Source organism: Streptomyces mashuensis (genome assembly GCF_014654785.1).
In the GTDB taxonomy this organism is placed as follows: Bacteria; Actinomycetota; Actinomycetes; order Streptomycetales; family Streptomycetaceae; genus Streptomyces; species Streptomyces mashuensis.
This window is the reverse complement of sequence record NZ_BNBD01000008.1, coordinates 1-23750: the sequence shown is the minus strand read 5'-3', so window position 1 is coordinate 23750 and position 23750 is coordinate 1. Positions and strand designations below refer to the sequence as shown.

At 71.2% G+C, this 23750-nt stretch carries 20 protein-coding genes and 1 pseudogene; 10 read left to right on the top strand and 11 right to left on the bottom strand.

All coding sequences use genetic code 11. The features are described from left to right. Window positions 1-96: 96 nt before the first annotated feature. A complete protein-coding gene (locus IE305_RS19470; protein WP_190130944.1) occupies window positions 97-858 on the top strand; it encodes a GNAT family N-acetyltransferase in 762 nt (253 codons plus the stop codon). 392 nt (window positions 859-1250) lie between these two features. Here the strand turns inward: IE305_RS19470 and IE305_RS19465 are convergent, their stop codons facing one another. Further along, on the bottom strand, window positions 1251-1946 hold the full coding sequence (locus tag IE305_RS19465) for a response regulator (protein ID WP_190130943.1): 696 nt from the start codon (window positions 1944-1946) through the stop codon (window positions 1251-1253). Next, the gene (locus IE305_RS19460; protein ID WP_190130942.1) at window positions 1937-3088 is read right to left on the bottom strand and encodes a sensor histidine kinase; all 1152 of its coding nucleotides are present in this window, start codon (window positions 3086-3088) and stop codon (window positions 1937-1939) included. Before IE305_RS19460 ends, IE305_RS19465 begins: the two co-directional genes overlap by 10 nt. 159 nt (window positions 3089-3247) lie before the next feature. Here IE305_RS19460 and IE305_RS19455 point away from each other — a divergent pair, with 159 nt between their 5' ends. Next, a complete protein-coding gene (locus IE305_RS19455) occupies window positions 3248-4510 on the top strand; it encodes a serine hydrolase domain-containing protein (RefSeq protein WP_190130941.1) in 1263 nt (420 codons plus the stop codon). A gap of 888 nt (window positions 4511-5398) precedes the next feature. Here the strand turns inward: IE305_RS19455 and IE305_RS19450 are convergent. Then, window positions 5399-5932, bottom strand: coding sequence for an anthrone oxygenase family protein (locus tag IE305_RS19450; RefSeq protein ID WP_229891214.1), 534 nt, complete (start codon window positions 5930-5932; stop codon window positions 5399-5401). Between the two features lie 34 nt (window positions 5933-5966). Between IE305_RS19450 and IE305_RS19445 the strand changes: the two are divergent. The 3 genes and pseudogenes from IE305_RS19445 to IE305_RS19435 all read left to right on the top strand — a co-directional run. Then, window positions 5967-6871 (top strand): annotated as a pseudogene (locus IE305_RS19445) (cupin domain-containing protein); the annotation flags it as partial. A 282-nt stretch (window positions 6872-7153) separates the two neighbouring features. Beyond that, a complete protein-coding gene (locus tag IE305_RS19440) occupies window positions 7154-7342 on the top strand; it encodes a DegT/DnrJ/EryC1/StrS family aminotransferase (RefSeq protein ID WP_229891210.1) in 189 nt (62 codons plus the stop codon). After that, on the top strand, window positions 7342-7773 hold the full coding sequence (locus IE305_RS19435; RefSeq protein WP_190130939.1) for an arsenate reductase/protein-tyrosine-phosphatase family protein: 432 nt from the start codon (window positions 7342-7344) through the stop codon (window positions 7771-7773). Before IE305_RS19440 ends, IE305_RS19435 begins: the two co-directional genes overlap by 1 nt. A gap of 13 nt (window positions 7774-7786) precedes the next feature. Here the strand turns inward: IE305_RS19435 and IE305_RS19430 are convergent, their stop codons facing one another. The 6 genes from IE305_RS19430 to IE305_RS19405 form a co-directional block, all read right to left on the bottom strand. Continuing rightward, window positions 7787-8962 (bottom strand): UDP-N-acetylglucosamine--N-acetylmuramyl-(pentapeptide) pyrophosphoryl-undecaprenol N-acetylglucosamine transferase, encoded by a 1176-nt coding sequence (locus IE305_RS19430; RefSeq protein ID WP_190130938.1) that lies wholly within the window; start codon window positions 8960-8962, stop codon window positions 7787-7789. A gap of 137 nt (window positions 8963-9099) precedes the next feature. Then, window positions 9100-9909, bottom strand: coding sequence for a methyltransferase domain-containing protein (locus IE305_RS19425; RefSeq protein ID WP_190130937.1), 810 nt, complete (start codon window positions 9907-9909; stop codon window positions 9100-9102). Window positions 9910-9981: 72 nt separating this feature from the next. Then, entirely contained in the window at window positions 9982-10266 is a 285-nt protein-coding gene (locus tag IE305_RS33685) for a hypothetical protein (protein WP_190130936.1), read from the bottom strand. 215 nt (window positions 10267-10481) lie between these two features. Then, window positions 10482-11726 (bottom strand): aminotransferase class I/II-fold pyridoxal phosphate-dependent enzyme, encoded by a 1245-nt coding sequence (locus IE305_RS19415; protein ID WP_190130935.1) that lies wholly within the window; start codon window positions 11724-11726, stop codon window positions 10482-10484. Between the two features lie 165 nt (window positions 11727-11891). Next, window positions 11892-13289 carry a glutamine synthetase family protein gene (locus IE305_RS19410; RefSeq protein ID WP_190130934.1) on the bottom strand — a complete coding sequence of 466 codons (1398 nt, stop codon included), beginning with the start codon at window positions 13287-13289 and terminating at the stop codon, window positions 11892-11894. Between the two features lie 37 nt (window positions 13290-13326). Beyond that, a complete protein-coding gene (locus tag IE305_RS19405; RefSeq protein ID WP_190130933.1) occupies window positions 13327-14361 on the bottom strand; it encodes an NAD-dependent epimerase/dehydratase family protein in 1035 nt (344 codons plus the stop codon). 375 nt (window positions 14362-14736) lie between these two features. On the opposite strand from IE305_RS19405, the gene IE305_RS19400 reads away from it, so the two are divergent. The 4 genes from IE305_RS19400 to ggt all read left to right on the top strand — a co-directional run bounded on the left by IE305_RS19400 (window position 14737) and on the right by ggt (window position 20632). Continuing rightward, entirely contained in the window at window positions 14737-15783 is a 1047-nt protein-coding gene (locus tag IE305_RS19400) for a Glu/Leu/Phe/Val dehydrogenase (protein WP_190130932.1), read from the top strand. After that, window positions 15780-16961, top strand: a complete 1182-nt coding sequence (locus IE305_RS19395) for an FAD-dependent oxidoreductase (RefSeq protein ID WP_190130931.1) — start codon at window positions 15780-15782, stop codon at window positions 16959-16961. The genes IE305_RS19400 and IE305_RS19395 overlap by 4 nt, the downstream gene beginning before the upstream one ends. Window positions 16962-16998: 37 nt before the next feature. Continuing rightward, complete coding sequence (locus IE305_RS19390; protein WP_190130930.1) at window positions 16999-18555, top strand: AMP-binding protein; 1557 nt, start codon at window positions 16999-17001, stop codon at window positions 18553-18555. Window positions 18556-18778: 223 nt separating this feature from the next. Further along, a complete protein-coding gene (gene ggt / locus IE305_RS19385; RefSeq protein ID WP_190131168.1) occupies window positions 18779-20632 on the top strand; it encodes a gamma-glutamyltransferase in 1854 nt (617 codons plus the stop codon). On the opposite strand, the gene IE305_RS19380 is transcribed toward ggt, so the two are convergent. Together IE305_RS19380 and IE305_RS33105 are read right to left on the bottom strand one after the other, a co-directional pair. After that, window positions 20618-21454, bottom strand: coding sequence for a class I SAM-dependent methyltransferase (locus tag IE305_RS19380; RefSeq protein ID WP_190130929.1), 837 nt, complete (start codon window positions 21452-21454; stop codon window positions 20618-20620). The genes ggt and IE305_RS19380 overlap by 15 nt on opposite strands. 756 nt (window positions 21455-22210) lie before the next feature. Then, window positions 22211-23203 carry a DUF3732 domain-containing protein gene (locus IE305_RS33105; protein WP_229891209.1) on the bottom strand — a complete coding sequence of 331 codons (993 nt, stop codon included), beginning with the start codon at window positions 23201-23203 and terminating at the stop codon, window positions 22211-22213. Between the two features lie 48 nt (window positions 23204-23251). Between IE305_RS33105 and IE305_RS19370 the strand changes: the two genes are divergently transcribed. Further along, window positions 23252-23494: a hypothetical protein gene (locus IE305_RS19370; protein ID WP_190130928.1), complete on the top strand. Its 243-nt coding sequence runs from the start codon at window positions 23252-23254 to the stop codon at window positions 23492-23494. The last annotated feature ends 256 nt before the right edge of the window (window positions 23495-23750 follow it).

Genomic DNA, 23750 nt, shown 5'->3' with positions numbered 1-23750 from the left:
CCATTCCCGAATGACGGTGGCGCTGCTCTGCGCAGTTCCAGGCCGTCGGCCCGCCCTTCCGCCCGCCTCCACAGAGGAATCCATCCCCACAGAACGATGCGAGCGACGACCCTTCCTCCTCGGACCGCAGACCTGTTCGCCCAGGGCTTGGAGCTGCAGACCGGCTCGGCCCTCCTGCGCTTCGGCGCCGCGCGGCCCCACCCGGCCGGCCGGATCGGTTGGTCCGGTGACGGCGCGGTTGCCTGGCTCGACGAGCCTCGCGGCCACCTGTGGAGCGTCGGCGAACCGACCGCCGCAGCCGGTCTCACTCTTCGTGCAGCTCACCAGCTACCGGACGGAATAAGGGAGTTCACCGGACCGCCGGGCACCGACGTGCTGCTCGGCCGGCATCTCGCGGTGGCCGATCCGGTGCCCTGGGTCTTCCGTTGGACGCTCGACGAGCCGCCACTCCATCCAGCGGAGGAGCGGGTGAGTGAGCTGCACGAAGCGCACCACGGTGAACTGCTCGCCTTCCTCAGCCAGCACAGCCCGGCCCACTCGACCGGGCCCGGCTCTTCTGACGTCAGGCTCTGGGCGGGGATCCGAGACGCCGGCGGACACCTGGTGGCCTGCGGCGCCATGAGCAGTCTGCGGGACAGCGGCGCGCCGCTGATGGCGTCCGTCGCGACCGACGCGGCCCTGCGCGGTCAGGGGCTCGGTGCGGCACTCACCTCGTGGCTGACCCGGTACGCCGTCCGCCGGTACGGCGTGTGCACGCTGTGGCAGCTTGCCGACAACACCCCTGCTGACCGGCTCTACACCCGCCTCGGCTACCGCAACGAGGACCCCTGCGTGGCCGCGAGGATCAGCACCCACTGACCGGCAGCCCCTGACCGGACCGCGCGGGCCAACAGTTGACGCGTACGGTGGCTGCATGGGAGGGGGCAAGGTGCCCCGGCTTAGCTGGTCGTAGATGATGGGCCGGGCCACACGCCCCGGCGGCAGCCACCTGAAGTCCCTCCACTGCGGTTCACTGAGCGCCCATAAGGCGTCCCGCCCGGCAAGCAGGAACAACAACGTTTCATAGCGCCGTGGCCTGCAGAAAGGAGATATTGCACAGCTTCTCGATCGCTGCAACACCCGCGCCCTCGACCTGGCAGATCTCGGTGCTCCCCGCGTGTGCGGGGATGGCCCTCGTCTCCGAGAAGGTCGGTGATGATGAGGCTCTTCGATGTTCCCCACCCGCTGCTCAGGTGTCGTCCGGGACCTGCTCACCCCAGTTCCCCACCCCTGACGGGGGAGGCTGATGCCGGGTCGAGCCCGGTACCGCCATGGCGGCGGAGGTAGGCCAGGACAGCGCGGACGCGGCGGTGGCCGCTGTCTCCTGCCGGCAGGCCGAGTTTGAGGAAGACGTTGCCGATGTGCTTGTGGACGGCGTTGTCGGTGATGACGAGCCGTTGGGCGATGGTCGCGTTGTCGTGGCCCTCGGCCATCAGCGCGAGGACCTGACGCTCGCGTGCGGTCAGGGTGTCCACGGGGTCGCCGCGTGCGATGAGTTGGGCGATGACCTCAGGGTCCATGGCCGTGCCGCCGCCGGCGACACGGCGTAGCGCGTCGGTGAATTCGGCGATGCGGCTCACGCGGTCCTTGAGCAGGTATCCGATGCCGCCGCGGGCGTCGGCGAGGAGACGGCCCGCGTACTCCTGCTCGACGTACTGCGACAGGACCAGGACGGGAAGTCCGGGGTGGTCGCGGCGGGCCTGGATTGCGGCCCGGATGCCCTCGTCGCGGAAGGTCGGGGGCAGCCGCACGTCCACGATGGTGGCGTCTGGCCGGTGGGCCTCGACGGCGGCGAGGAAGCCGGCGGCGTCGGTCGCGATGGCGACGACCTCGAAGCCCTGGGAGTTGAGCAGCAGTTCGAGCCCGGATGACAGCAGGACGTTGTCCTCGGCGATCACTACGCGCACGGCAGTTCCACGGTGATGACGGTCGGCCCGCCCGGTGGGCTGCTGATCTCGATGGTGCCGTCCAGGGCTGCGGCGCGGCGCCGCATTCCATCCAGGCCGGACCCTCGGGTGGCGTGGGCTCCGCCGGTGCCGTTGTCGGTGATCTGTGCGCGGAGCAGAGCGCCGTTGCGGGTGACGTGAACCGAAGCTTTGGTGGCCCGGCTGTGTCGGGCGATGTTCGCCAGCGCCTCGGTGACGGCGAAGTAGGCGACCGCTTCGACGGCTGCGGGGATCTCGCCGAGCGGGCCGATGTCGATGCGGGTCGGCACCCCGGCCCTGGTGGTCAGGGTGCCGAGCGCGCCGGAGAGGCCCTGGTCGGCCAGTACCGGGGGGTAGATGGTGCGGATGACGGAGCGCAGTTCGGTCATCGCGTCCTCGGTCTCGGCGTGGGCCTGCCGTACGAGAACGGCGGCCGTGTCGGGGTTGTCGGAGAGGCTTTCGCCGGCCACGGCGAGCCGCATCGCGATGGCCACGAGCCTGGCCTGAGTGCCGTCGTGCAGATCCCGTTCGATCCGGCGCAGTTCCGCACTGTGTGCCTGCAGGACGTCCGTGCGTGTCCGGGTGAGTTCGGTGACGCGTTCGACCAGACGCTCTGCAGGTGACGGCGCCAGGACCGCAAGGCAGCACCGGGCGTGCGCTCGGGCGAGCAGCGGGAGGGCGATGGCGGACAGGGCCGCCAGGACCACGAGATTCACGAGCCCGAGCGGCAACGCGGTACCCCAGCTGGTGATGCGATGGCTGACCACGGGCAGCCACGGCGCGCTGGGGAAGGCCCACCACAACAGTGTGATGACGGGAGTGAGAATCAGGCTGCCCAGGAGGAGCAGGGCAAGGGCGCCCGCCGGCAGGCCGGTGACCACCTGCGTCACGAGCCACCCGAGGTTGCGGCGGGCAGCGCGTGGGCGCGGCTCGACCGGCTGTCTCAACAGCGCCCCGGCACGCCGGCGCTGCTGCTCGGTCCAGCGCTGTGCCAGCGACGGAACGCACAGCACGGGCACCGCGGCGAGTGTCACGGTCGCGGCCACCAAGGTGCCCAGCAGGTAACGCCCGCTGTGCCATGTCGTGAGCCGCCATGCGCGGGCCGCACCAGGTATGTCGGGCACCTGTCTCGCTTTCCCTTTGTCGTACAGGAGGATCGTGGGAGGCCCCACGCGGATCACCCTAGACAGCCGGGCGCCCCCGGGGCACTACAGGCAGCTGTACCTTTCGTTCGGCGGCCAGCGGTAGCGATCCGCAAACTGGCGCTTACCTAGCGTGGTGGCATGACATCCACAAGCCCGAGCTCTCCTCCGCACCACCCGGACAACGACCGGCCCGACCGGCAGCGCCGCCGCATCGGCAAACGGTGGCTGGCCGCCGCTTCGGCCGCCCTCGTCACTGCCGGCGCGGCTGTTGCCATCCAGCTTCCGGCCGGCGCCCACGAAGCGACCGCACCCGGATACCGGCAGGACGATCTGCGCCGGGACACCGACGCCATCCAGGCGTTGGGGATTATCGGTGTCCAGGCGCGGGTGACCACCGGCCCTGGCCGGGATCTGGTTGCCACCAGTGGCGTCGCCGAGGCGGGCACGGGCCGTCCGGTGCCCCGCGACGGCTACTTCCGGATGGCCAGCACGGGCAAGGCGCTTGTGGCCACTGTGGTCCTGCAACTGGTCGACGAGGGCAAGCTGGCGCTCGACGACACGGTGGACCACTGGTTGCCCGGCCTGGTGGATGGCAACGGCAACGACGGGTGCCGGATCACCATCCGCCAACTCCTCCAGCACACCAGCGGCATCCACGACGACGACCTCCCCGGCTACACCACCCCGCGCGAGTACAACGAGCGCCGGTACGACACGTACACACCCCAACAGATCGTCGCGCGGGCGATGAGGCACCGCCCGGACTTCCCGCCCGGCATGGGGTGGAGCTACTCCAACACCGGCTACGTCCTGCTCGACCTGATCATCGAGAAGGCCACAGGCCACCCTTGGCACCGGGAGATCGAGGACCGCGTCCTGAAACCGCTCGGCATGCACCACACCTACCTGCCGGGCAGCACCCCCACGCTCCGTTCTCCACACGCCAACGGCTACCAGGTCTTCCCCTCCGGCGAACGGGTCGACGTCACCGAGCAAATCCTCCCTGACCCTGGCAGCTACGCCTCCACCACCGCGGACGTCAACCGCTTCTTCCAGGCCCTGCTCGGTGGCAAGCTGCTGTCCCAGGCACGGCTGACCGAGATGCGGGACACCGTCCCGGTCAACCAGGACATCCGGGCGTTCTGGCCACGCGGACGCTACGGCCTCGGCCTGGTCGAACGGCCCCTGTCCTGCGGCGGCAGCTACTGGAGCCACGAGGGCGGCAACGGTGGCTACATCACCCTGAACGGCGCCACCGAAAACGGCAGCCGCACCGTCACCGTCTCCATGTCCACGGCCTTGGGCGACTCGCCCGGCAACGCCCTCCTACAGGAGCAAGCCGCCAGCAACCTCGTCGACCACGCGCTGTGCGACACCCCCGGCAAAAGACAGGGCGCCTAAAAGCGTCCCCCAGCATCCGGCATGACGGCGGCGTCGTCGGCGAGCGGAACGAGTAAACGTCTCCAGCGGGGTTCACAGCCACCCTAGCCACTGCCAGGTCTACTGCTCGCCCGAAGCAGGCCCAGCCACGGTGCCCGCTGGGGCCCACGGTTACCCGACCAGCCGATTTCCATCATCGCGCTGCCGACCACCTTGGAGGCGGTTCAGCCGGTGATGGGCTCCCCACGTCCCCTGCTGATACCGCAGTGACCTGACCCATCGTCAATCCTCGGGCCGGCCGACCGCTCGGCCGACGGGCCCCTACGCGCCCTCCCCTCCCCTTTCTCCCCACGTCGTTGAACAGTTCAATCAACTGGGGAACGTAAGTACGATCGGGGAATTTCGCTGGTCCTCATCATTCTGTGCGGGGTTGGTCTGCTGGTTGCCATCGGTCTCGGGGAAGAGCCGGCTGTTCCCCGCGTAGGTGGGAGTGGTTCCCGGAAGGGTGGCCGAGGGCGTGGTTGTTGTTGCGGCTGGTGGTTTGTTAGGGCTAGGGAGGGATGGTTTGTATAGTCCGAGTCGGTGAAAGTGCTCGAGAACTGCGTGATCGCGTGATAAACGTGCAGGTCAGGCAGTCTGCTCCCCGCGCACGCGGGGGTGGTCCCCACTGCTGTGGTGCGCAACGGGCCCCCTTCCTCTGCTCCCCGCGCACGCGGGGGTGGTCCCGAGGCCGCAATAAGGAAGGGTTAGGGCGGCCGTCATGCCGTTCTATCCCGGGCTGCTTGAGCAGTGGCTTTTCCGGTCTCGGTGAGGAAAGGGATACGCGATCCCGGCGAGAGCGTGTCAACGGATCCGGCCGACAATGATCTGCTGGTTCTTTCGCGAACTGGTTCTTTCGCGATTGTGTGTTCAGTCGCTGGCCGGTGTACGGGAGGAGAGGACGAGAGCCCAGGAAATGCAGGCGAAGGAGGCGGTGGAGGTCAGGGCGCGGACCAGGTTCCACCGGATCCAGGTGGACTCGAAGGTGCTGCGCGCGGCGGCGAGGTCGGCCAAGTCGTCCAGAGAACCGGCTGCCGCCAGCTTGTTGTTGAGGGGTACGTTGACCACACCGGTGATCACCAGCATGGCCAGCTGGAAGGCGGCGGCCGCCCCGATCCATAGCAGCACGGAGCGGCCGCCACCGTGCCACTGCAGCACGGCGGCGAGCACGATCAGCGCCAGGGAGCCCAGGAAGGAGAGCATGAACCATCCGTTGAGAATGGCCTCGTTGAGCCGCCGCATCGCTTCGACGAAAGTCCGGTCGTCGGCCCGCGCCAGTCCCGGCGTCACCGAGCAGGCATAGGAGTAGAACAGTCCCGCGCCGAGACCGGTGGTCGCCACCGCCCCGAACAGGACCGCGATGCGCACATCCGACGTACCCGTAACCCCCGTTCGCGTTGCCATGCCCTCAGTCAACCCGCCCGGCCCGGCCGGGACCATGGCCGAGAACCCCGGCCGCATACGCGAGCGTCCGGCGGAGCCGACACCGGCCGGCGGGGACGCGCTCGGCGCGCTCCTGGCCGGCACCCGGGCTCAGGGCGCCTTCCTGCTGCGCTCGGTGTTCGACCGCCGTGGGCGATCCGCGTGCAGGACGAGGCGCCGCTGACCGTCCTGACCATGTTCCGTGGTGAGGGCTGGATCGTGCACGACCGGCGGCCGGCCGTGCGGCTGGGCCCCGGTGACCTGGCGGTTGTGCGCGCACCCGAGCCGTACACGGTCGCCGACCACCCCTCCACCGAGCCGCGGGCGATCATCCACCCGGAGCAGGTGGCGATGGACCCGGCCGGGGCCGGACTGTGCGCGGAACTCGACCGCGGCGTCCGGACCTGGGGCGACCGCCCCGACGCGGCGCATGTCCTCGTCAGCGGCACCTACCAGCTGCCCGGCGAGGTCGGCCGGCGCCTGCTGCACACCCTGCCGAGCGTGCTGCTGCTGACCGCCGGGGAATGGCACTCGCCCCTGCTGCCGCTGCTCCAGGACGAGATGGGCCGCGACGAACCGGGACAGGCCGCGGTCCTGAACCGGCTGCTCGACCTCGTCCTGATCGGCGCGCTGCGCGCCTGGTTCACCCGGGAGGGCGCCTCGGCCCCGGCCTGGTACCGCGCCCACGGCGACCCGGTGGCGGGCCCCGCGCTCCAACTCCTGCACGCCGATCCCGCCCGGCCATGGACGGTCGCCGCCCTCGCCGCCGAGGTCGGCGTCTCCCGGACGGTCCTCGCCCGCCGCTTCACCGAGCTGGTGGGCGAGCCGCCGATGGCGTACCTCACCGGCTGGTGCCTCTCCCTCGCCGCCGACCTCCTCGCCTCCACCGACGCCACCCTGACGTCCGTCGCCCGACAGGTGTCGGCGGACAGAGGCGGAATGCACCCGGCGTCCCCGCCATCGGCAGTCCGGGCACCAGCCCGGCTGGCCGGTCGCCGTCACCTCCAGCACAAGCTCCTGCGGGGAGGCGACGACACGCTCGACCCGCACACTGACCCCGGGGAACAGCACACCCTCGATCACTTTGACCGTCACGGAGCAGTACACCCTGCTGAAACGATCTTGCGTTCCCGCTGCTGACCTGGGGATTCACGGCCTTCCGGTCAGAGCCAGATTCAAAAGTCGCCATCACCCCACATCGGCGTGGGCGTCCACTACCCGCCCAACCACCTCCAGCCCGCCTTCGCGCCCTGGCGCCGCCCCCTGCCGGCCACCGAGCAGGCCGGCAAGGAGATCCTGAGCCTGCCTTTCCACCAGCACCTCACCGAGACGGACATCGATCTCGTGGTCTCCGCCCTCGCACAGGCCCTCAAGACATCCGGAGGTGCGTGATGCGCAAGCTGCTGACCGTGTGCCTGGGGAACTACTGCCGCTCCCCGTTCGCCCAGGTCGCGCTCACCCGCAGGTGCGGCGCGGCCGCGACGGTCCGTTCCGCGGGGCTGATCGGCAAATGGCAGGACCAGCCCGCCAACCCGTCGATGATCCATGCCGCCCGGCGGCCGGGGCTCGACCTCACCCCTCACCGGGCGCAGCAGATCACCCTGGGAATGCTGGACTGGGCGGACGACGTCCTGGCGATGGACGCCGCCGTCCTGGACGCGCTCCGGGCGATCTGCAGCGAGGCCCACGGGCGCAAGCTCGGCCTCTACCTCGGTGATCGCGACCTCCCCGACCCGATGGGCCAGGGCGACGACGCGTTCAACGACTGCGCCGTGCTGATCGAGGCGGGCACAGCACTGCACCTCGGCCGAAGCCTCCGGTAGCCCCAGGCGCCGGTCAGCCGGATGCGGCGGACAGGATCACGTCGACGAGCCGGTCCGCCGCGTCCGGCCTCCCGTGCGCCCGGGCCCGCTCCGCCATCGCATCCCGGCGCGCGGGATCGGCCAGGAGCGGGCCCACCGCGTCCCGAAGCCGGCCGACGGTGACCTCACCGAGCAAAGCAACAGCGGCACCGGCCTCTTCCAGGTGGCGCGCGTTGTGTGCCTGCTCGTTCCCCGCCGAGGAGGCGAGCGGGACGAACACAGCCGGCTTGCCGAGGGCGGTCAGCTCGGCCAGGGTCCCTGCCCCGCTCCTCGAGACGAGGATGTCCGCGAGCGCCAGGACATCGGGAAGTTCCGGGCCGACGAACCCGGCGAGGTAGTACCGGCCGGCCAACGGCGCCGGCAAGGCCGCCGCGTGCCGCTGCAGCTCCTCGACGTTGTCGGGCCCGCACTGGTGGATCACGTTCGCTCGCTCCAGGAGCCAAGGCAGGGCATCTCGGACGAGGCCGTTGATCTGCTGGGAACCCTGCGCACCGCCCGTGACGTACGCGGTCGGCAGCCGCCGGTCGAAACCGTGCAGGCTCAGGGCCGCCACCGCCTTGTCCGGGTGCCCGGCGAGCACCTCCGGCCTGACCGGGTTCCCGGTGACGACTGCGGCGTCGCGCACCGCCTCGGGCAGGAGGGGCACGGTCGACTCCGAGGACACCGCGATCCGCGTTGCTGAGCTCGCCAGCTTCCGGTTGGCCAGGCCCAGGCGCACCGTCTGCTCGTGCAGCACCAGCGGGCGACGGCACATACGGGCGGCAAGACCCGCCGGGACGGCAACGTAGCCGCCGGTGGCCAGGACCACGTCCGGCTGGAAGTTCGCGACCAGCTTCCTCGCCTGGGCCACGCCGAGCGGAACCCGGGCCATGTCCTTCACGTTCGCCGCCGACATCATCTTGAGCGGGTTACTCGAGCGACGGATCTTCCCTGTCGCCACCGTGGCGAACGCGATCCCCTCAGCCGGCGCCACACGTGCCTCCAGACCATCGGCAGTGCCGATCCACAGCACGTCGAGAGATCTGCCTTCGGCCGACAACCGCTTCTGCAAAGCACGGATCGCGGTGAGCGCCGGGTACGTGTGGCCACCGGTCCCTCCCCCCGTGACGACGAGACGGAAGGTGCCGGCTGAGAGGCGTTCACTCTTCACCCGGCGCACCCTACTGGCTTCACCGCGCGGCCGCTGCAGAGCTGGGTGCGCTGCTCGCAACGGCGCTATGACCGGCGACGCCGTGCTCGAGGAGCGCGGCCATGCCGTTGGGGTACCACGGCATCAGAGCGCTGGCCTCATCGACGGGCACCGGGCATGGTGGCGGAGGTGAAAAAGTAGGTGACGGAGTAAAGGAACTGGCCGCTCTCGATCGCGTCATCGAGGAGTGCGTTGAAGTGGCCTGCTTCAGCGCGGTCGAGGGAGCCGAGGTCGGCGAAGACGTCGGCCCAGTCGCGGATGCCCATCGTGCCGTCGACGGTGTGCTTGTCGCGGACGAGAAGCGTGCGCGGCTCGACCTCGACGTCGAGCAGACCGCATGCGGTGAGGAGGCCGGGAACGCGGCGGGCGAAGGTGCCGTGCCGGATGCTGGACGTCTGGCGCAGTCCCAGGATCTTGGAGGCCAGGCGGTGGTCCTCGATGTTGAGAGCCTGGGTCGCCGTGTCCGGGTCGCAGACGACGATGCGTCCTCCAGGGCGGACGACGCGCAGCATCTCGTCCAGCGCCCGGCCGGGATCCTCAACGTGCTGGAGGACACGGTCCGCCCATGCCCCATCGAACACCGCGTCCTTGAACGGCAGGTGGCTGTCGGCGACAGCCACCTGCCGCACGCCGGCATGCTTCATCTCGGCGCACATGGTCCGGGACAGGTCACAGGCGACGGCCACGGCGCCGGTCGCTTCTTCGAGTTCCCGCACGGCATCCCCGGTGCCGGCCCCGACGTCGAGGAGCCGCTGCCCGGGCTGCGCCTGGAGCAGGTCGCGCAGGCGCTGCTTGTACGAGACGAAGAACGGCTCGCTACGCAGCCGGTGCAGCGCGTTGACCAGCCGTACCGGCTGAGGATGCGCGTCGATGTGGGAGAAGGCATGCGGCACATAGGTGTCGCCCATGGCCGGACCTTACGGCCCGCGGCCCTGCGGCGGGGGCCAAACCGAGGGAGCCAGGCGGCAACGCGGCGTCGCCTACCGAGCCGGGGCGGCCTCGATGCCCTTCCAGCCATGGCCGAGCCAGCGTCGGCATCCCTTCCGGCTTGCCTCCTCGGCGGTCAGGGTGGTGGCGACTTGCTGCGCGGCGTCGGGGCCCATGCCGACGGTGACGTGTCCGGAGCCCAGGGCGCGGGCGTACGTGCTCGGCCCGAACGCGGCTGAAGCGGCCCGGAACTGCGGCGTGTTCGCCAGCTCGGGGAGGATCAGCTTCACCGCGACCTTCCGGCCCGCCCGCGACGTACCGAGGTGGACCTGCCCCATGCCGCCCGCGCCCAGCCGACCCTCCAGCCGACCCTTCAGCCGATACGGACCAATACGCCGGGTATCTCCCGGGCGTAGAGGCTCGACCATGCGCTACTCGAATCTGCCGGGGAACACGGGCGCTGTCACGCACGGATTTGAACCATGGCCCGGCGCGCCGGTGCGACGAGATGGTGATCTCATCCGCTGCCCGGCGCGCCTTCACGTTGGGCGGGTCATGTCGCGACGAGACTTCCCGCACCGACGCGCCGTACCGCGGCGGCGATGATGTCGACGGTCCGGTCGATGTCGTCGAGGCTCTGGGCGGCCGTGACGTTCAGGCGCAGCCTGGCCGTTCCGGCGGGGACGAGGGGTGGCACGGCGGCCAGGACGAACAGGCCCTGTTCCTGGCACAGTCGGCTCACCTCGATGGCGACGGCGTTCTCGCCCAGGATGACGGGCACGATGGCGCTGCCGGTATCGGTGGTGCGCAGGCCCTCCTGGCGCACCCGGTGCAGGAGGCGGTCGAGGTTGCGGCGGAGCCGGGCGCGGCGCTGGTCGCCCTCCTGCCGTACCAGGCGGATCGCGGCCAGGGCTGCAGCCGTGTTGGGGGGTGAGGGGGCACCGGTGTAGACGTAGGCGCGGGTGGTGAAGCGCAGTGCCTCGATCAGGTCGTGGCGCCCGGCGACGAAGCCGCCGGAGGCGGGGATCGACTTGCTGAGGGTGCCCATCACCAGGTCGGCGGCGTTCGGGAGGCCGTAGTGGTCGGGGGTCCCCCCGCCGTGGGGGCCGATGACGCCGAGGCTGTGGGCCTCGTCGAGGAACAGCAGGGCCCCTCGGCGCCGGCATGTCTCCGCGATGCCGGGCAGGTCGACCAGGTTGCCGTCCATGCTGAACACCCCGTCGGTGACGACCACCCTGGCCGCGTCGGGCGGGGCCTGGGTGAGGAGTTCCTCCAGGTGGGCGGCGTCGTTGTGCCGGTAGACCTTGACGACGGCCCCGGCGCTCTTGGCGGCCGCGCAGCCGTCGACGATGCTCGCGTGGTTGCGCTGGTCGGACAGCAGCCAGTCGCCCGGGCCCGCCAGCGACGCGATGACGGAGAAGTTGGTCACGAAGCCGGAGGCGAAGACCAGCGCGGCCTCCGTGCCGACCCATTCGGCGATCTCCTGCTCCAGCCGCCGGTGCAGGGTCAGGGTGGCGCCCCAGACGCGGGAGCCGTGGCCGCCGGTGCCGAAAGTGTCGACCGCGTCCTTCACCGCCTGGTTGATGCGCTCGTCGTCGAGCAGGCCCAGATAGTCGTAGGTGGCCAGCATGAGGGGATTGGTGCCGTCGGTGAATCGCACGCGCGGGCCGTCCAGCCCCGCGATGGTCTTCTCGTACATCTGTCGCGCGCCGCCGGTCTGCAGGGAACGCGCCCGCAGTCGGTCGATTACTTTGTCCATCGTGGTCGGGGCTGAAACGGAGGAAATCTGGTCCGTCATGGGTCACCCTCCGAGAAACGGCACAACGGTGCTCACGAAAACCTTAGGAGCGGACTCCGTCGGTGGTCAACGGCGCACATTCCGTTTCATTCCGGGAGGCTGAAACGACGACACGAAAAGCATCACGCCCCCGGAATTCTTCCCGGGCTCGTTCCGTCTCGGGGTTCAGCAGCCGCCCTGGCCGTACATGGCGTGCTCCCAGTCGGTGACGGAACAGCAGAAGCGCTCCCACTCGTCGGCCTTGAGGGCCGTGTACAGCGCGGTGAGTTCCGGGCCGAGCGCGCCGGTGACGACCCGGTCCCGGGCGAGCAGTTCCAGCGCCTCTCCCAGCGTTTTCGGCAGCGCGGCGAACCGGTCGGCCGGGGTGCCCGAGCCGGCGTCCTCGGGCGGGCCGGGTTCCGTACGGCCGGTCAGCCCGTCCTCGATCGCGGCGATCAGCACGGCGTGGGAGAGGTAGGGGTTGACCATGGCGTCGGGCGGTTTGAACTCCAGCCTCCCGATGGCCGGTACTCGTACCGCGCACGTCTTGTCGTCCATGCCCCAGTCGACCCGCAGGGGGGCGAAATGGCCCTCGTCCGCGAACCGCTTGTAGGAGTTGACCGTCGGGCCCATGACCGCCGTGGCCGCGGCGGTGTGGGAGAGGATGCCGCCGAGGGCGTGCCGGCCCGTCTCGGTGAGGTGCAGTTCCGTCAGCCCGGGGTCGACCAGGACGTTGTGCTCGCCGCGCCAGAGGCTGAGGTTGTGATGGCATCCGTTCCCCAGTCCGGCCGTGGCGCGCTTGGGCATGAAGCTCACGGTGGCACCGGTCTCGCGGGCCACCTGACGGCAGATCTGCCGGTGCAGGACGAGCCGGTCGGCGGTCACCTCGGCACGGTCGAACATCCAGTTGAGTTCGAGCTGTCCGGGGTCGTCGCAGTTGCCCTCGGTCATCTCGAAGCCCAGGGCCTGTCCGTAGGCGATGATCTTCCGGTAGACCGGGCGGTACCGCTCCATGTGGTCGAGGTGGTAGATGGTGCTCGCGAGATCGTCGTGGCCGACGGCCTCCAGCCCGGGGACCAGCCAGGTCGTCTCCAGTTCGAGCCCGCTGCGGAGCTCCAGGCCGGTACGGGCGGTGAAGCCGCCGTGCACCCGCCGGAGGTGGGCGCGGACGTCGGCGGCCAGCGGACGGCCCGCGACGCCCTCCGGCCGGTGGCCGGACTCGTACAGGTCGCAGAAGAAGAAGGCGGTGCGGGTGTCCCAGGGCAGGATGCCGAAGGAGTCCAGGTCCGGCATCGCGGTGCACTCCGCTGCCGCCGCGCCCGCGCCCAGCATGGCGCCCGTCCGGCCGACCCGGGCGTCGGTCAGGAGGGCGGGGTGCAGCTGCACGCCGTTCTCGAGGTTGCGCACGAGCCGCGCGGCGGGCGCCACCTTGCCGACGATCCGGCCCGTGAGGGTGACGACCTGGTAGTAGACGCACTCCACACCGGCCTCGGCGATACGGCCCGCCAGCTCTCGTACGGCCGCGTCCGCGGTGTTCCGCTCGCGGTGCTCGTCCAGGTCGGTGGGCAGGACGTCGGTCGTCATCGATACCTCCCCGCGCATGGAAAGGACACAAAGGAGGTTATAGCGGGATGCCGCCCCCCGCCTGTTCATACGAGCGGGAGCGGGACCGGTGGGCGGCGACGGTGGCGGGCATTCCGGCGGCCAGGGTGACGGCGGGGGCGTAGCCGAGGTCCCGGACGGCGTTGTCGATGGAACACGTCCAGTCGGGGCACCGCAGGTCGGCGAGGCGGTCGCGGGTCATCGCGGGGCTCCGGTGGCGTACCCGGGCGAGGGCCTCGGCCGCGCGGGTGGCCGCCACTCCCAGGGGGCGCGGCAGTCCGTGGAGCCACAGCCTCCGGCGCCCGAGGAGGCGCGCCAGGGCAGCGCGTACGTCCTCGACGGGATGCTCCTCGCCGTCGGTCACCTGGTACACGCCCTCACCGGGCCGCCCCGGGCGCACCGGCCTGCCGTGCTTCGCCGCCGCGAGCAGGGCGGCGCACACGTCGTCGACGTGGACGACGCTCAGACGGCGCGGGACCGGGGCCCAGGCGAGCAGGACGGCCGGGTCGGCCGGGGGCGCGATCAGCCCCGGCAGGAAGCCCAGGCCGGCGCCGGGCCCGTAGACGAAGGCTGGCCGGACGATCACCCCGGGCACACGGTCGGCGGCCGCGAGCAGGGCCCGCTCCCCGCCGAGCTTGCTGCGCCCGTACCAGGAGACGGGGGCGGGGCGGTCCCCCTCCGCCCGTGGGCGCCCCGCCGTGGCGGGACCGGCGGCGGCCAGTGACGAGCAGTAGACGACGCGGGGCGTGCGCGGCAGCGCGGCAGCCGCCGCGCACAGCGCTCTGGTGACGCCCGCGTTGACCGCGAGGTAGTCGGCGGGGTGGGAGGCCCGGGTGACGGCGGCCAGGTGCAGGACACAGTCGGCGGCGCCGATCGCCTCCGGCAGCGCGCGCGGATCGGTCAGGTCCGTTTCGACCACCCGGGTGACGGGAACGCCGGGCGGCAGCCGCCTGCGGTCGCGCACCACGACGACCGCCTCGTCGCCGCGCGCGGCGATATGGCTCAGCAGGCGCCTGCCGACGAAGCCCGTGGCGCCGGTGACGAGATAGCGCACCCGCCCAGTGTGGCCCGGCCCGCCACGGGCCCGCATCCCCGGCGCCGGCCGCCGAATCGGGAGTTCACTCGACGAACAAACAGTGCGACGAACAAGAACAATCGGGACAGTTATTCCGCCGCCCCGGACCGAAGGGTCGGCGATGCCCATCGGTGTTTTGCCGCGCCATTCACTGGAAATTCCCTATGGAGGAGAGGCGCGACGGCCTCGGGGGTAGACCCGCGAATTCGGCTCCGCGCGGGAAAAGAAATCCAGTCCACGGTCCGGCAAGCTCGCCTCACTGGCCATTGCATGGCCTTTTCCCCTTTCCTTGACGCAATACGGTCGCGTCGCGGCCCAAGGGGCCGGGTCATGCCCTCATCAGGGAGACTCAGCGTGAACGACAGCGTGACCACAACCCAGTACGTGCACCAGCGCGGGGAGACGGTGACCCGCTTCTTCGTCGCCGCGGCGGACCCGGGAGGGCGGCCCGCCAACGGGGGCCTGCGGCTCGCCCCGGGGCTGCGGGAGGAACCGGCGAGGGCGCTGGCCGAACGGCTCGCGCGGGAGATGGCCGTCAAACACGACCTGTACTCCACGGGCTTCCGCGGCGCGAAGATCGTCGCCGTCGACTTCCGGTCCCGCGCACAGTTGTGGCCGGCCGTGGCCGCCGCCCTCAACCGTTTCGACGGAAGGGTGTTCACCGGCTGTGACATGGGAGTCGACACGGGCGACATGCGGTCGCTGGCCGGCCTCACCCCGCACGTGCTGTGCGGCTTCGGCAACCCGTCCGTCGACGTAAACACCGCCACCGCCGCCGGAGTGGTCGGCGCCGTGGACAGCGTCGCCTCCCACCTGGGACGGGACGCCTCACGGCTGTCCGTCCTCGTGCACGGAGCGGGCAAGGTCGGCGCGGCGGTGGCCGCGATCCTGCGCGACCGCGGAGCCGAGGTGTACACCCACGACATCCGGCCGGAAGCCGTGGTGAAGGGCTGCATGCCCGTCGAGGAATGGGTGGGACGCCGCGTGGACGTGCTCATCCCCTGCTCGGGAAGCGGACTGATCGACACCCTGACGGCGGAACGGCTGGCCTGCCGGGCGATCGCGGGAGCCGCCAACGCCCTGCTGACCCCCACCCACGCCACCGCCCAGGTACTGCGCCGACGGGGCATCACCTATCTGCCCGGCCCCATCGTCAGCCCCGGCGCCGTGATCTGCGACTCCATCGAGCACTACGCGCCCGAGGTCTTCGGAGGCGCGCGGCCCGAGGACGTGTACGCCTTCGTGCGGCAGCGGACGTACGACAAGGCGACGGCCTTCCTCCACCGCGTGCAGGACGACGCGCGCGCCACCGCGACGCGCGTCGTGCACGAGATGGCACGCGAGGGACGGAGCGCCCCGCTGTGCGGAGAACGCTTCGCGCCCGTGGGAACCGCCGTATGAGCGCCGGCATCGTCGTCGTGGGCGGGGGGATGGCCGGGTGCGCCACGGCATGGGCCCTGGCAGAGGCGGGCGAGGCCTGCACCGTGGTCGAATCGGCGCACCCGGGCAACTCCGGCGGCGGGTCGTCCGGCACCAGCCGGATGTTCCGCCGTATGTACTCCGACCCGTACTACGCGCGCCTCGCCCAGGCGTCGCTGGACGCGTGGCGAGACCTGGAAACGGACAGCCGCACCACCCTGCTGGACGACTGCGGCCTGTTGTTCTTCGGCGACCGCGGCGCCGAGGACTCCATCGAGGGCAACATCCCCGGCGCGCGCCGGGTCATGAGGGAGAGGTCGCTGCCGTTCGACGCCCCGGACGCGGCCGCCATCGCCGCCCGCTGGCCGCTGCGGCCGCCCGAGGGGTCGGAGGGACTGTTCGAGGCCACCGCGGGCACCCTGCGCTCCCGGCGCGCCCTGGAGGTTATGGCCGGCCGCGCGGTCCGCGCGGGCACCGTCTTCCTCAACAACGAGACCGTCGTGGCCGTCCGCCGACCCGCCCGGCGGGGACAGCCGCTGGAGGTGTCGCTGGAGAGCGGCCGCGCCCTCCAGGCAGACCGCCTTGTCCTGGCCGCGGGCGCCTGGACCAACCGCCTCCTCGCCCACCTGGGCCTCAGGGTCCGCATCGAGCTGTGGGGGATGCTGTGGGCGCACTACGCCGTCGACCCGGCCCTGGCGGCCCACTACCCCCAGTGGTTCTGCTTCACCCCGCCGCGCGGCGCCGACGAGGGCCTGTACTACGGCTTCCCGGCCGAGGGCTCCCCGCCCCTCGTCAAGACCGGCGTGGACTGGTGCCCGCCGGCCATGCGCGCCGCGGAGCCCGACGAACTGCCGACCGCACCCGATCCCGGAGTGGCCCGGTGCCTGGACTCCTTCCTGCGCACCCGCCTGGTGGGGGTGGGGGAGTGCGTCGGCCGCCACATCAGCCCCTACGCGATGACGGCGGACAACGGATTCATCCTGGACACCCTGCCGTCCGACCCGCGGATCGCCGTGTTCGCCGGCGACTGCGGCCACGCCTTCAAGTTCGCCCCCGTCCTCGGGCGCCTGCTGGCCGACCTGGCGACGGGCCGCCGCCCCGCGACCGACCGGGCTCCCCTGCGCATCACCCGCCCCGCCGTGGCCCTGTCCGCGATCTGACCCCCGCATCCGCACGGACCACCGAAGGAGGCCACCGATGCCCCCGCCCCCCACCGCCCGACCCGCCACCCCACCCCCCGCCCGGGCCGCCGCACTGACCGAACACGTCCTTGGCGGGGCCTCCCGGTTCGGCACCCGGACGGCGCTGATCGACGCCCACACCGCCGAACCCACCTCGTACAGCGCCCTGCTGACCACCGTCCGCCAAGTGCGCGCCGGACTCGCCGACGCCGGCGTCGGCCCCGGCGCCGTCGTCGCCCTGCAGGTCCCCAACGGGGCCGCGCTCCCCGTCCTGTTGCACGCGGCTCTGTCCCTGGGCGCCGTCGTCACCCCCGTCGGCGTCCTCAGCAGCCCGCAGGAGACCCGGCGCCAGCTCGCCCACAGCAAAGCCTCGGTCCTCGTCACCTGTTCGCCGGGGCGTCCCCCCGACACCCCGGCCCGCACCGGCCTGCGGACCTTCACCCTCACGTCCCCCGACGCCGGGCACGACTTCGCCGGGCTGCGCCACGACACCCCCCACCCGCCCGTCCCGCCCTCCTGCACCGGCCGGGGCGAGGACCTCGCGCTGCTGCCCTACTCCAGCGGCACCACGGGACACCCCAAGGGCGTCATGCTCACCCACGCGTCCCTGGTCGCCGGCATGGCCGCCATGGCGGCCGCCCACCGCGTCGCGGCGGACGAAACCGTCCTGGCCACCGGGCCCTTCACCCACGTCTACGCCCTCCAGTGCGCCCTGCACCCCGCGCTGCGCGCCGGCGCCCGCACCATCACCCTGCGGCGGTTCGACCCGGCCCTGATGCTGCGCCTGGTCGAGCGGCACGCCGTGACGCGGGTCTACCTCACCCCCGCCGTGCTCGCCGCGCTGGCCGCGGCCCCCGGCCTCGTCGCCCGGTACGACCTGTCGGCCCTGCGCCTGGTCGTCTCCGCCAGCGCGCCCCTGGGAGCCGCCCAGCACCGGCGGGCCGAGGAACTCCTCCGGGCGCCCGTCGTCGAGGGGTTCGGGATGACCGAGACCGGCAACTGCACCCACATCGTCCCCGACGCGGGCCCCCGGGCCGCCGGTACCGTCGGCCCCGCCCTGCCCGGCACCGAATGCCGTGTCGTCCCCCTCGGCGGCTCCGCCCCGGCGGGTCCCGGCCGGCCGGGTGAGCTGCAGATCCGCGGCCCGCAGACCATGGCGGGCTACCTCGCCGATCCCGCGGCCACGGCCGCCGCCCTCGAACCCGACGGCTGGCTCCACACCGGCGACGTCGGGGTCCTCGGCCCGGACGGCTCTCTGACGCTGACCGGACGCCTCAAGGAGCTCATCAAGTACAAGGGCTACCAGGTGGCCCCCGCGGAACTGGAGGACGTCCTGCGCACTCACCCTGACGTCACGGACGCCGCCGTCGTCGGCGTACCGGACCCGGCGGCCGGCGAGATTCCCAAGGCGTACGTCGTCCTCGGCCGGGCCACGTCCCTGGAGGCCATCCAGCGGCATGTCGCCGACCAGGTGGCCCCCTACAAGAAGATCAGGCTGATCGAGGCCGTCGACCGCATCCCCCGCTCCGCCACCGGCAAGATCCTGCGCCACGAGCTGGCGTCCCGCGACTGACCGGCACCCCGTGCCGGGGCGGGGTGCGGCCCGGGGGCGCCGGGCACCGCCGCGGGTGACGCAGTCGGCGGCAGCGGGTGCGGCCATCGAGGTGGCAGGCCGCCGCCGCCCGGTGAGCCGACGTCACACACCGGCCTGCGGTGCACATCCTTGTCCTGGCCCCGCGGCCGCCGACCCCGGCGGAGACCGGGGAGTGGGCATGCACTTCTGTTCGGAGGCGCGCATGGTTCCGGCCGCAGGATCGAAGATCGTGCGAGGGGTGATCGCTCTCGGGGTCGCCACGACCACCCTCCTCGGGACGGCCTCCCAGGCATCTCAGGTCCCCCGAGCCGTCCCGGCGGTCCGGGAACGGCCGAAGACGCCCGTCGCCACCGGCTACGGCGGCGCGGTGGCCAGCGTCGACGCCGACGCCACCGCGGCGGGCATCGAGATCCTGCGCCGCGGCGGCAACGCCGTCGACGCGGCCGTGGCCACCGCAGCCGCGCTCGGCGTCAGCGAGCCCTACGCCGCGGGCCTCGGGGGCGGCGGCTACTTCGTCCACTACAGCGCCAAGGACCGCCGGGTCCATACGATCGACGGCCGCGAGAGCGCCCCGGCACGGGCCGGCCGGAACCTGTTCATCGAGAACGGCAAGCGACTCGGCTTCGACGAAGCCGTCACCAGCGGCCTCGCCGTCGGCACCCCGGGCACCCCCGCCACCTGGGCGACCGCGCTGCGCACCTGGGGCAGCCGCTCCCCGGCGCAGGTGCTCGCCCCCGCACGGCGGCTGGCCGAGCGGGGCTTCGTCGTCGACGACACGTTCCGCCGGATGACCGTCGCCAACGTCAAACGCTTCGCACGCTTCCCCGACACGGCCAAGCTGTACCTGCCGGGAGGAAAGGCCCCCGCCGTCGGTACGGTCATCAAGAACCCCGACCTCGCCGCGACCTACGCCGAACTCGCCCGCGAGGGTCTCGGAGCCTTCTACCGCGGGCCCATCGCCCGCGACCTGGTCAGGACGGTGCGCAAGCCCCCCACCGCGCCCGGCTCCTCCTGGCACGCCCGCCCGGGTCGGCTGACCACCGCCGACCTCGGGGCGTACCGGACCCGGCAACAGGCGCCGGCCCATGTGCGCTACCGGGGCCTGGACGTCTACGGCATGGCTCCTTCGGCGGCCGGTGGCGTCGCGGTGGGCGAGGCGCTGAACATCCTGCGGCCCGCCAGACTGTCCACGCTCGGCGAGGCCCAGTACCTGCACCGCTATATCGAGGCCAGCCGGATCGCCTTCGCGGACCGGAACCGCTGGATCGGCGATCCCCGGTCCGTACGCGTGCCCACGGCCGGGCTGCTGTCCGCGCGCTACGCGACCTCGCGCGCCTGCCTGATCAGGACGGACAGGGTGCTCCGCAGCCCGCTCGCCCCCGGTGACCCGGCGCACCCGAAGCCCTGCGCCGGCACGGGCCGCGGCACGCGGACCCCGCGTGAGGGGAACAGCACCACGCACCTGACCGTGGCCGACAAGTGGGGCAACGTGGTCGCCTACACCCTCAGCATCGAGCAGGCGGGCGGCAGCGGCATCACCGTCCCCCACCGGGGCTTCCTGCTCAACAACACGCTCACCGACTTCTCGTTCCTACCGGCCGACCCGGCCGTCCCCGACCCGAACCTGCCCGGCCCCCGCAAACGGCCACGCTCGTCGATGGCTCCGACGATCGTCCTGAAGGACGGCCGGCCGGACTTCACCATCGGCTCGCCGGGCGGTCCGACCATCATCACCACGGTGCTCCAGGTGCTCACCGAACACGTGGACCGCGGCATGACGCTGCCCGAGGCGATCGCCGCGCCGCGCGCCAGCCAGCGCGACAGCGTCACGACGGACGCGGAGCCCGGACTGTACGACGGTCCGCTGCGGGCGCGGCTGGAGGCGATCGGCCACCGGCTCGTGCTCAATCCGGACAGCTACTTCACGCTCAACCGGGAGATCGGCGCGGCCGTGGGCCTCCAGCGGCTGCGGGGCGGCCGGTGGCTCGCCGCCGCCGAACCGGTCCGCCTCGGCGGTGGTTCGGCGATGGTGGTGCGGCCCTCAGGGAGTCGCTGAGGGCTTGCGGGCCGTCAGGAGCACATAACCGAACTGCGGTACGGCGACGATGCTCTCGAACGTCTCGACGCGTTCGGCGAGGGCTTCCTCACCGATGACCGCCACGTGGGCGGCGTGGGCGGAGCGGTAGCAGTCCAGCATCTCCAGGAGCGTGGGGAAGGTGTGGGCGCTGACGTCCGTGATCTCCAGGAGTTCGAGGCCCGCTTCGACCACCGCCCGGGGATAGGTGTCGATCCGCTCCAGCGAGCGGGCGCTGACGATGGCGCAGAACCGTTCTACGGCGATCCGGGACGCCTCGTCCTCCACCGCCGCGCGCAGCGCGATGTCGGCGATCACCAGCCGGCCGCCGGGCCGCAGGACCCGCGCCGCCTCCCGCAGCACGCGCGGACGGTCGGGCATGTGGAGCATGGACTCCAGCGCCCAGACCCCGTCGAAGGACGCATCGGGGTAGGGAAGGTCCATCGCGTCGGCGAAGTCGAAGCGGACCTTCTCGTGCAGCCCCTCGGCGCGGGCCTTGGCGTTGGCGATGTCCAGTTGGTGACGGCTGACGTTGACGCCCACGACGTCGGCACCGGTCCTGCGGGCCAGCCGCAGGGCGGGCTGGCCCGTCCCGCCGCCGACGTCCAGCACCGTGTCCCCGGGACGGGCGTCGAGCCGGGCGATGAGCTGGTCGGTCATCTGTTCGGTCGCCTGGGCCAGTGAACCGCGATCGGCCGGGTCCGGCCAGTACCCGTAGTGGAAGTTGTCGTCGTAGGTGTCCCGGATCAGGTCGGTGAGCCGGTCGTAGAGCTCGCCGACCCGGCCGCTGAACGGGTGAGGCATCGTGCTTCCCAACGCAGGAGGACCCCCGAACAGGTAAGCACGAAACCGGCCCGCCCGCACGGCGTGGTCGCGCGCGAGGTGCGCCCGCGCCCCAACTCACCAGCACCGACAGCGACAGGGCGTCGATGAGGTGCCGGGTCCTGTCCGAGGAGCCCGAACCGAGCTCGACGAGTGTACGGGCCCGGTCGCGGCGGCAATTGTCGTGGTTCGTTGATTTTGGTCGGCAGTCGGGGTGTTGAGCTGGGTTGATCAGTTGGCTGGTTGGGTCCGGCGGTGTGGTGTGTGCTGGTGGGGTGTTTGGTGTTGCTTGTGGGCCGGGCCTGGGCGGGTAGGGCTCGTTGCTGGGTGCGGATCCATTTGGTGGTCTGGTTGGGGAAGGGCAGGCCGGCCGTGGAGTGGGTGTGGGCTTGGTGCCAGCTGTGGTTCCAGGTGGCTCGCCAGGGCGGGTTCCACCACGGGTCGAGCGCGGTGAGTAGCGCGTTGTGGAGCCACGGGTTTTGTCGTCGCCAAGTTTTTGTGTGTTGTTGCTGTGTTAGAGAGCTGAGGTTTCTCAGTTTTCTTGGGTGGTGGCACAGGCGGCTGCGGTTATGGGAGTGAGGGCTGAGCGCGGCAGCAGCTGTTTGGCCTGCGTATATTTGGTGTGGGGCAGGTTGATCGAGCGTTGTGCAGTTCCAATGAGCCGCTACTTGGGTGTAGTGAGTCAGGTACTCGGGCCGCCGGTTTCACCGGCTCCAGTGGTGGGGGCATGTCGCCTGGCTACGGGGTGGGCTGGTCTTCGAGCCAGGTGGTGGGGATGAGTTTTTCGCCGTTGCGCCAGTTGTAGCGGATGGAGTCCTGGTACCAGTCGTGGGGCAGGTCCGCGTGGTCGCTGACGATCATCTGGAAGTTCGGGGACAGTTCCCTGACGACCTGGTGCATGAGTTCGAAGAGGCGGGTGACGGTCACGCGGTCTTCGTCCAGGGCGATGTCCTCCAGCCGTCCGCGCTGTTTGGCCATGTCGGAGGGGTAGTAGGGCTGGGTCGGCTGGTCGAGCATGAGGAAGCGAGGTACGGGCCGGCTGTTGGCGACGAAGTACTGGTGGAGGGCGAGGTGGGCGGACAGGTGGTAGCCGACGTGGTTCTTGCCGCTGCCGATGCGGAGTAGTTCGGTGATGCCCTCGAGGGTGTCGGCGACGATGGTGAGCTTTTTGAGGTCCAGGCGGACCAGGCGGTCGCCGTGTTCGAGTTTCAGGGTTCGGGCGTGGCCGGTCATCTTGCCGCTGAGGTAGCTGAGGCCGTGGGTGAGTTTGTCGTCGATGGTCTCGGTGTCGAGCTGCTCTTCGAGGCCTTGGACGAGCCGCTGGGCGACGGCGACGTCTGAATCCAGGCGCTGGAGGTGTCCGCTGTCGGACGTGGTGTTGATCTGGCCTAGGTAGGCACTGATCCGGCCGCGGGTGTAGGCCTGGGCTTCGGCCTGCCCTAGGAGGCCGGCCTGCTGGTTGCGCTGTTCGGCGATGATGCTCAGGGCGCCTTCAATGCCGCGAAGCTGTTCGCGTAGGCGCGTTGCCGTCTGCTCGATCTCGCGCAGGGCCTGTTCGCGGCGGGACTGGACAGTTTGGACGCTGTCGAGCTGGCCTCGGAGGTCTGCGAGGGTGGTGTGCATATCGGCGACGGTCGGGTCGGGCTCGTCGAGCTCGTTTCCGCACAGAGGGCAGCTGTGTTCGCCGGAAAAGTGGTCGGGTACGAGGTTGAGCGCCGACAGACGTGACATGCCGCGGGCGACGGCGCCGGTGTAGCCGGCGGCCTGAGTCTCCAGGTCGTGCAGGAGCTGGCGTTCTTCCGCGAGGGAGCGCAGCTGCCGCCGGAGAGCCGATCCCTGCTCGGTGAGGAGGAGTTCCTGCCGCCGCTGTTCCTCATCCGCGTTGTCCGGGGTGGGCCGGAAGGAAGCAGCCTGATGCAGCGCCTCGATGACGGCCGCTCTGTCGGAGGTGTCGACGCTGTTGTCGGGGAGCAGGCCGTGGACGCGGGCTTGGGTGTGACTCTTCGTGAAGGACCGTGCTGATCAGGTGGTGAGGGGTATCTGTCCTGGCCAGCGTCTGGATGGGCGCGGCGCCATGCCGTTGCTGGCCCCGCCCGCTCGATGCCCCGTCTGCGGCACCGACTCGGCGCGGTCAGCATCAGTCCGCCAGGCAGAGATAAATCGGACGCGTCATGCTTCAAACGCTCCTAAGCTCTTGCTCATGACATCGGATCCGAACCCTCAGAGGCTGTTGTCTTTCCGAGTCTGACGACTGCGTTTCAGCTGGTCAGGGGTAGGG

Excerpts from the sequence above, each read along its gene's own strand:
- IE305_RS19380 (WP_190130929.1), bottom strand. The coding sequence starts at position 21,454 with ATGCCTCACCCGTTCAGCGGCCGGGTCGGCGAGCTCTACGACCGGCTC.
- ggt (WP_190131168.1), top strand. The coding sequence starts at position 18,779 with ATGGTTCCGGCCGCAGGATCGAAGATCGTGCGAGGGGTGATCGCTCTC.
- IE305_RS19425 (WP_190130937.1), bottom strand. The coding sequence starts at position 9,909 with ATGGGCGACACCTATGTGCCGCATGCCTTCTCCCACATCGACGCGCAT.
- IE305_RS19390 (WP_190130930.1), top strand. The coding sequence starts at position 16,999 with ATGCCCCCGCCCCCCACCGCCCGACCCGCCACCCCACCCCCCGCCCGG.
- IE305_RS19435 (WP_190130939.1), top strand. The coding sequence starts at position 7,342 with ATGCGCAAGCTGCTGACCGTGTGCCTGGGGAACTACTGCCGCTCCCCG.
- IE305_RS19470 (WP_190130944.1), top strand. The coding sequence starts at position 97 with ATGCGAGCGACGACCCTTCCTCCTCGGACCGCAGACCTGTTCGCCCAG.
- IE305_RS19395 (WP_190130931.1), top strand. The coding sequence starts at position 15,780 with ATGAGCGCCGGCATCGTCGTCGTGGGCGGGGGGATGGCCGGGTGCGCC.
- IE305_RS19410 (WP_190130934.1), bottom strand. The coding sequence starts at position 13,289 with ATGACGACCGACGTCCTGCCCACCGACCTGGACGAGCACCGCGAGCGG.
- IE305_RS33685 (WP_190130936.1), bottom strand. The coding sequence starts at position 10,266 with ATGGGGCAGGTCCACCTCGGTACGTCGCGGGCGGGCCGGAAGGTCGCG.
- IE305_RS19450 (WP_229891214.1), bottom strand. The coding sequence starts at position 5,932 with ATGGCAACGCGAACGGGGGTTACGGGTACGTCGGATGTGCGCATCGCG.
- IE305_RS19455 (WP_190130941.1), top strand. The coding sequence starts at position 3,248 with ATGACATCCACAAGCCCGAGCTCTCCTCCGCACCACCCGGACAACGAC.
- IE305_RS33105 (WP_229891209.1), bottom strand. The coding sequence starts at position 23,203 with ATGTCACGTCTGTCGGCGCTCAACCTCGTACCCGACCACTTTTCCGGC.
- IE305_RS19415 (WP_190130935.1), bottom strand. The coding sequence starts at position 11,726 with ATGACGGACCAGATTTCCTCCGTTTCAGCCCCGACCACGATGGACAAA.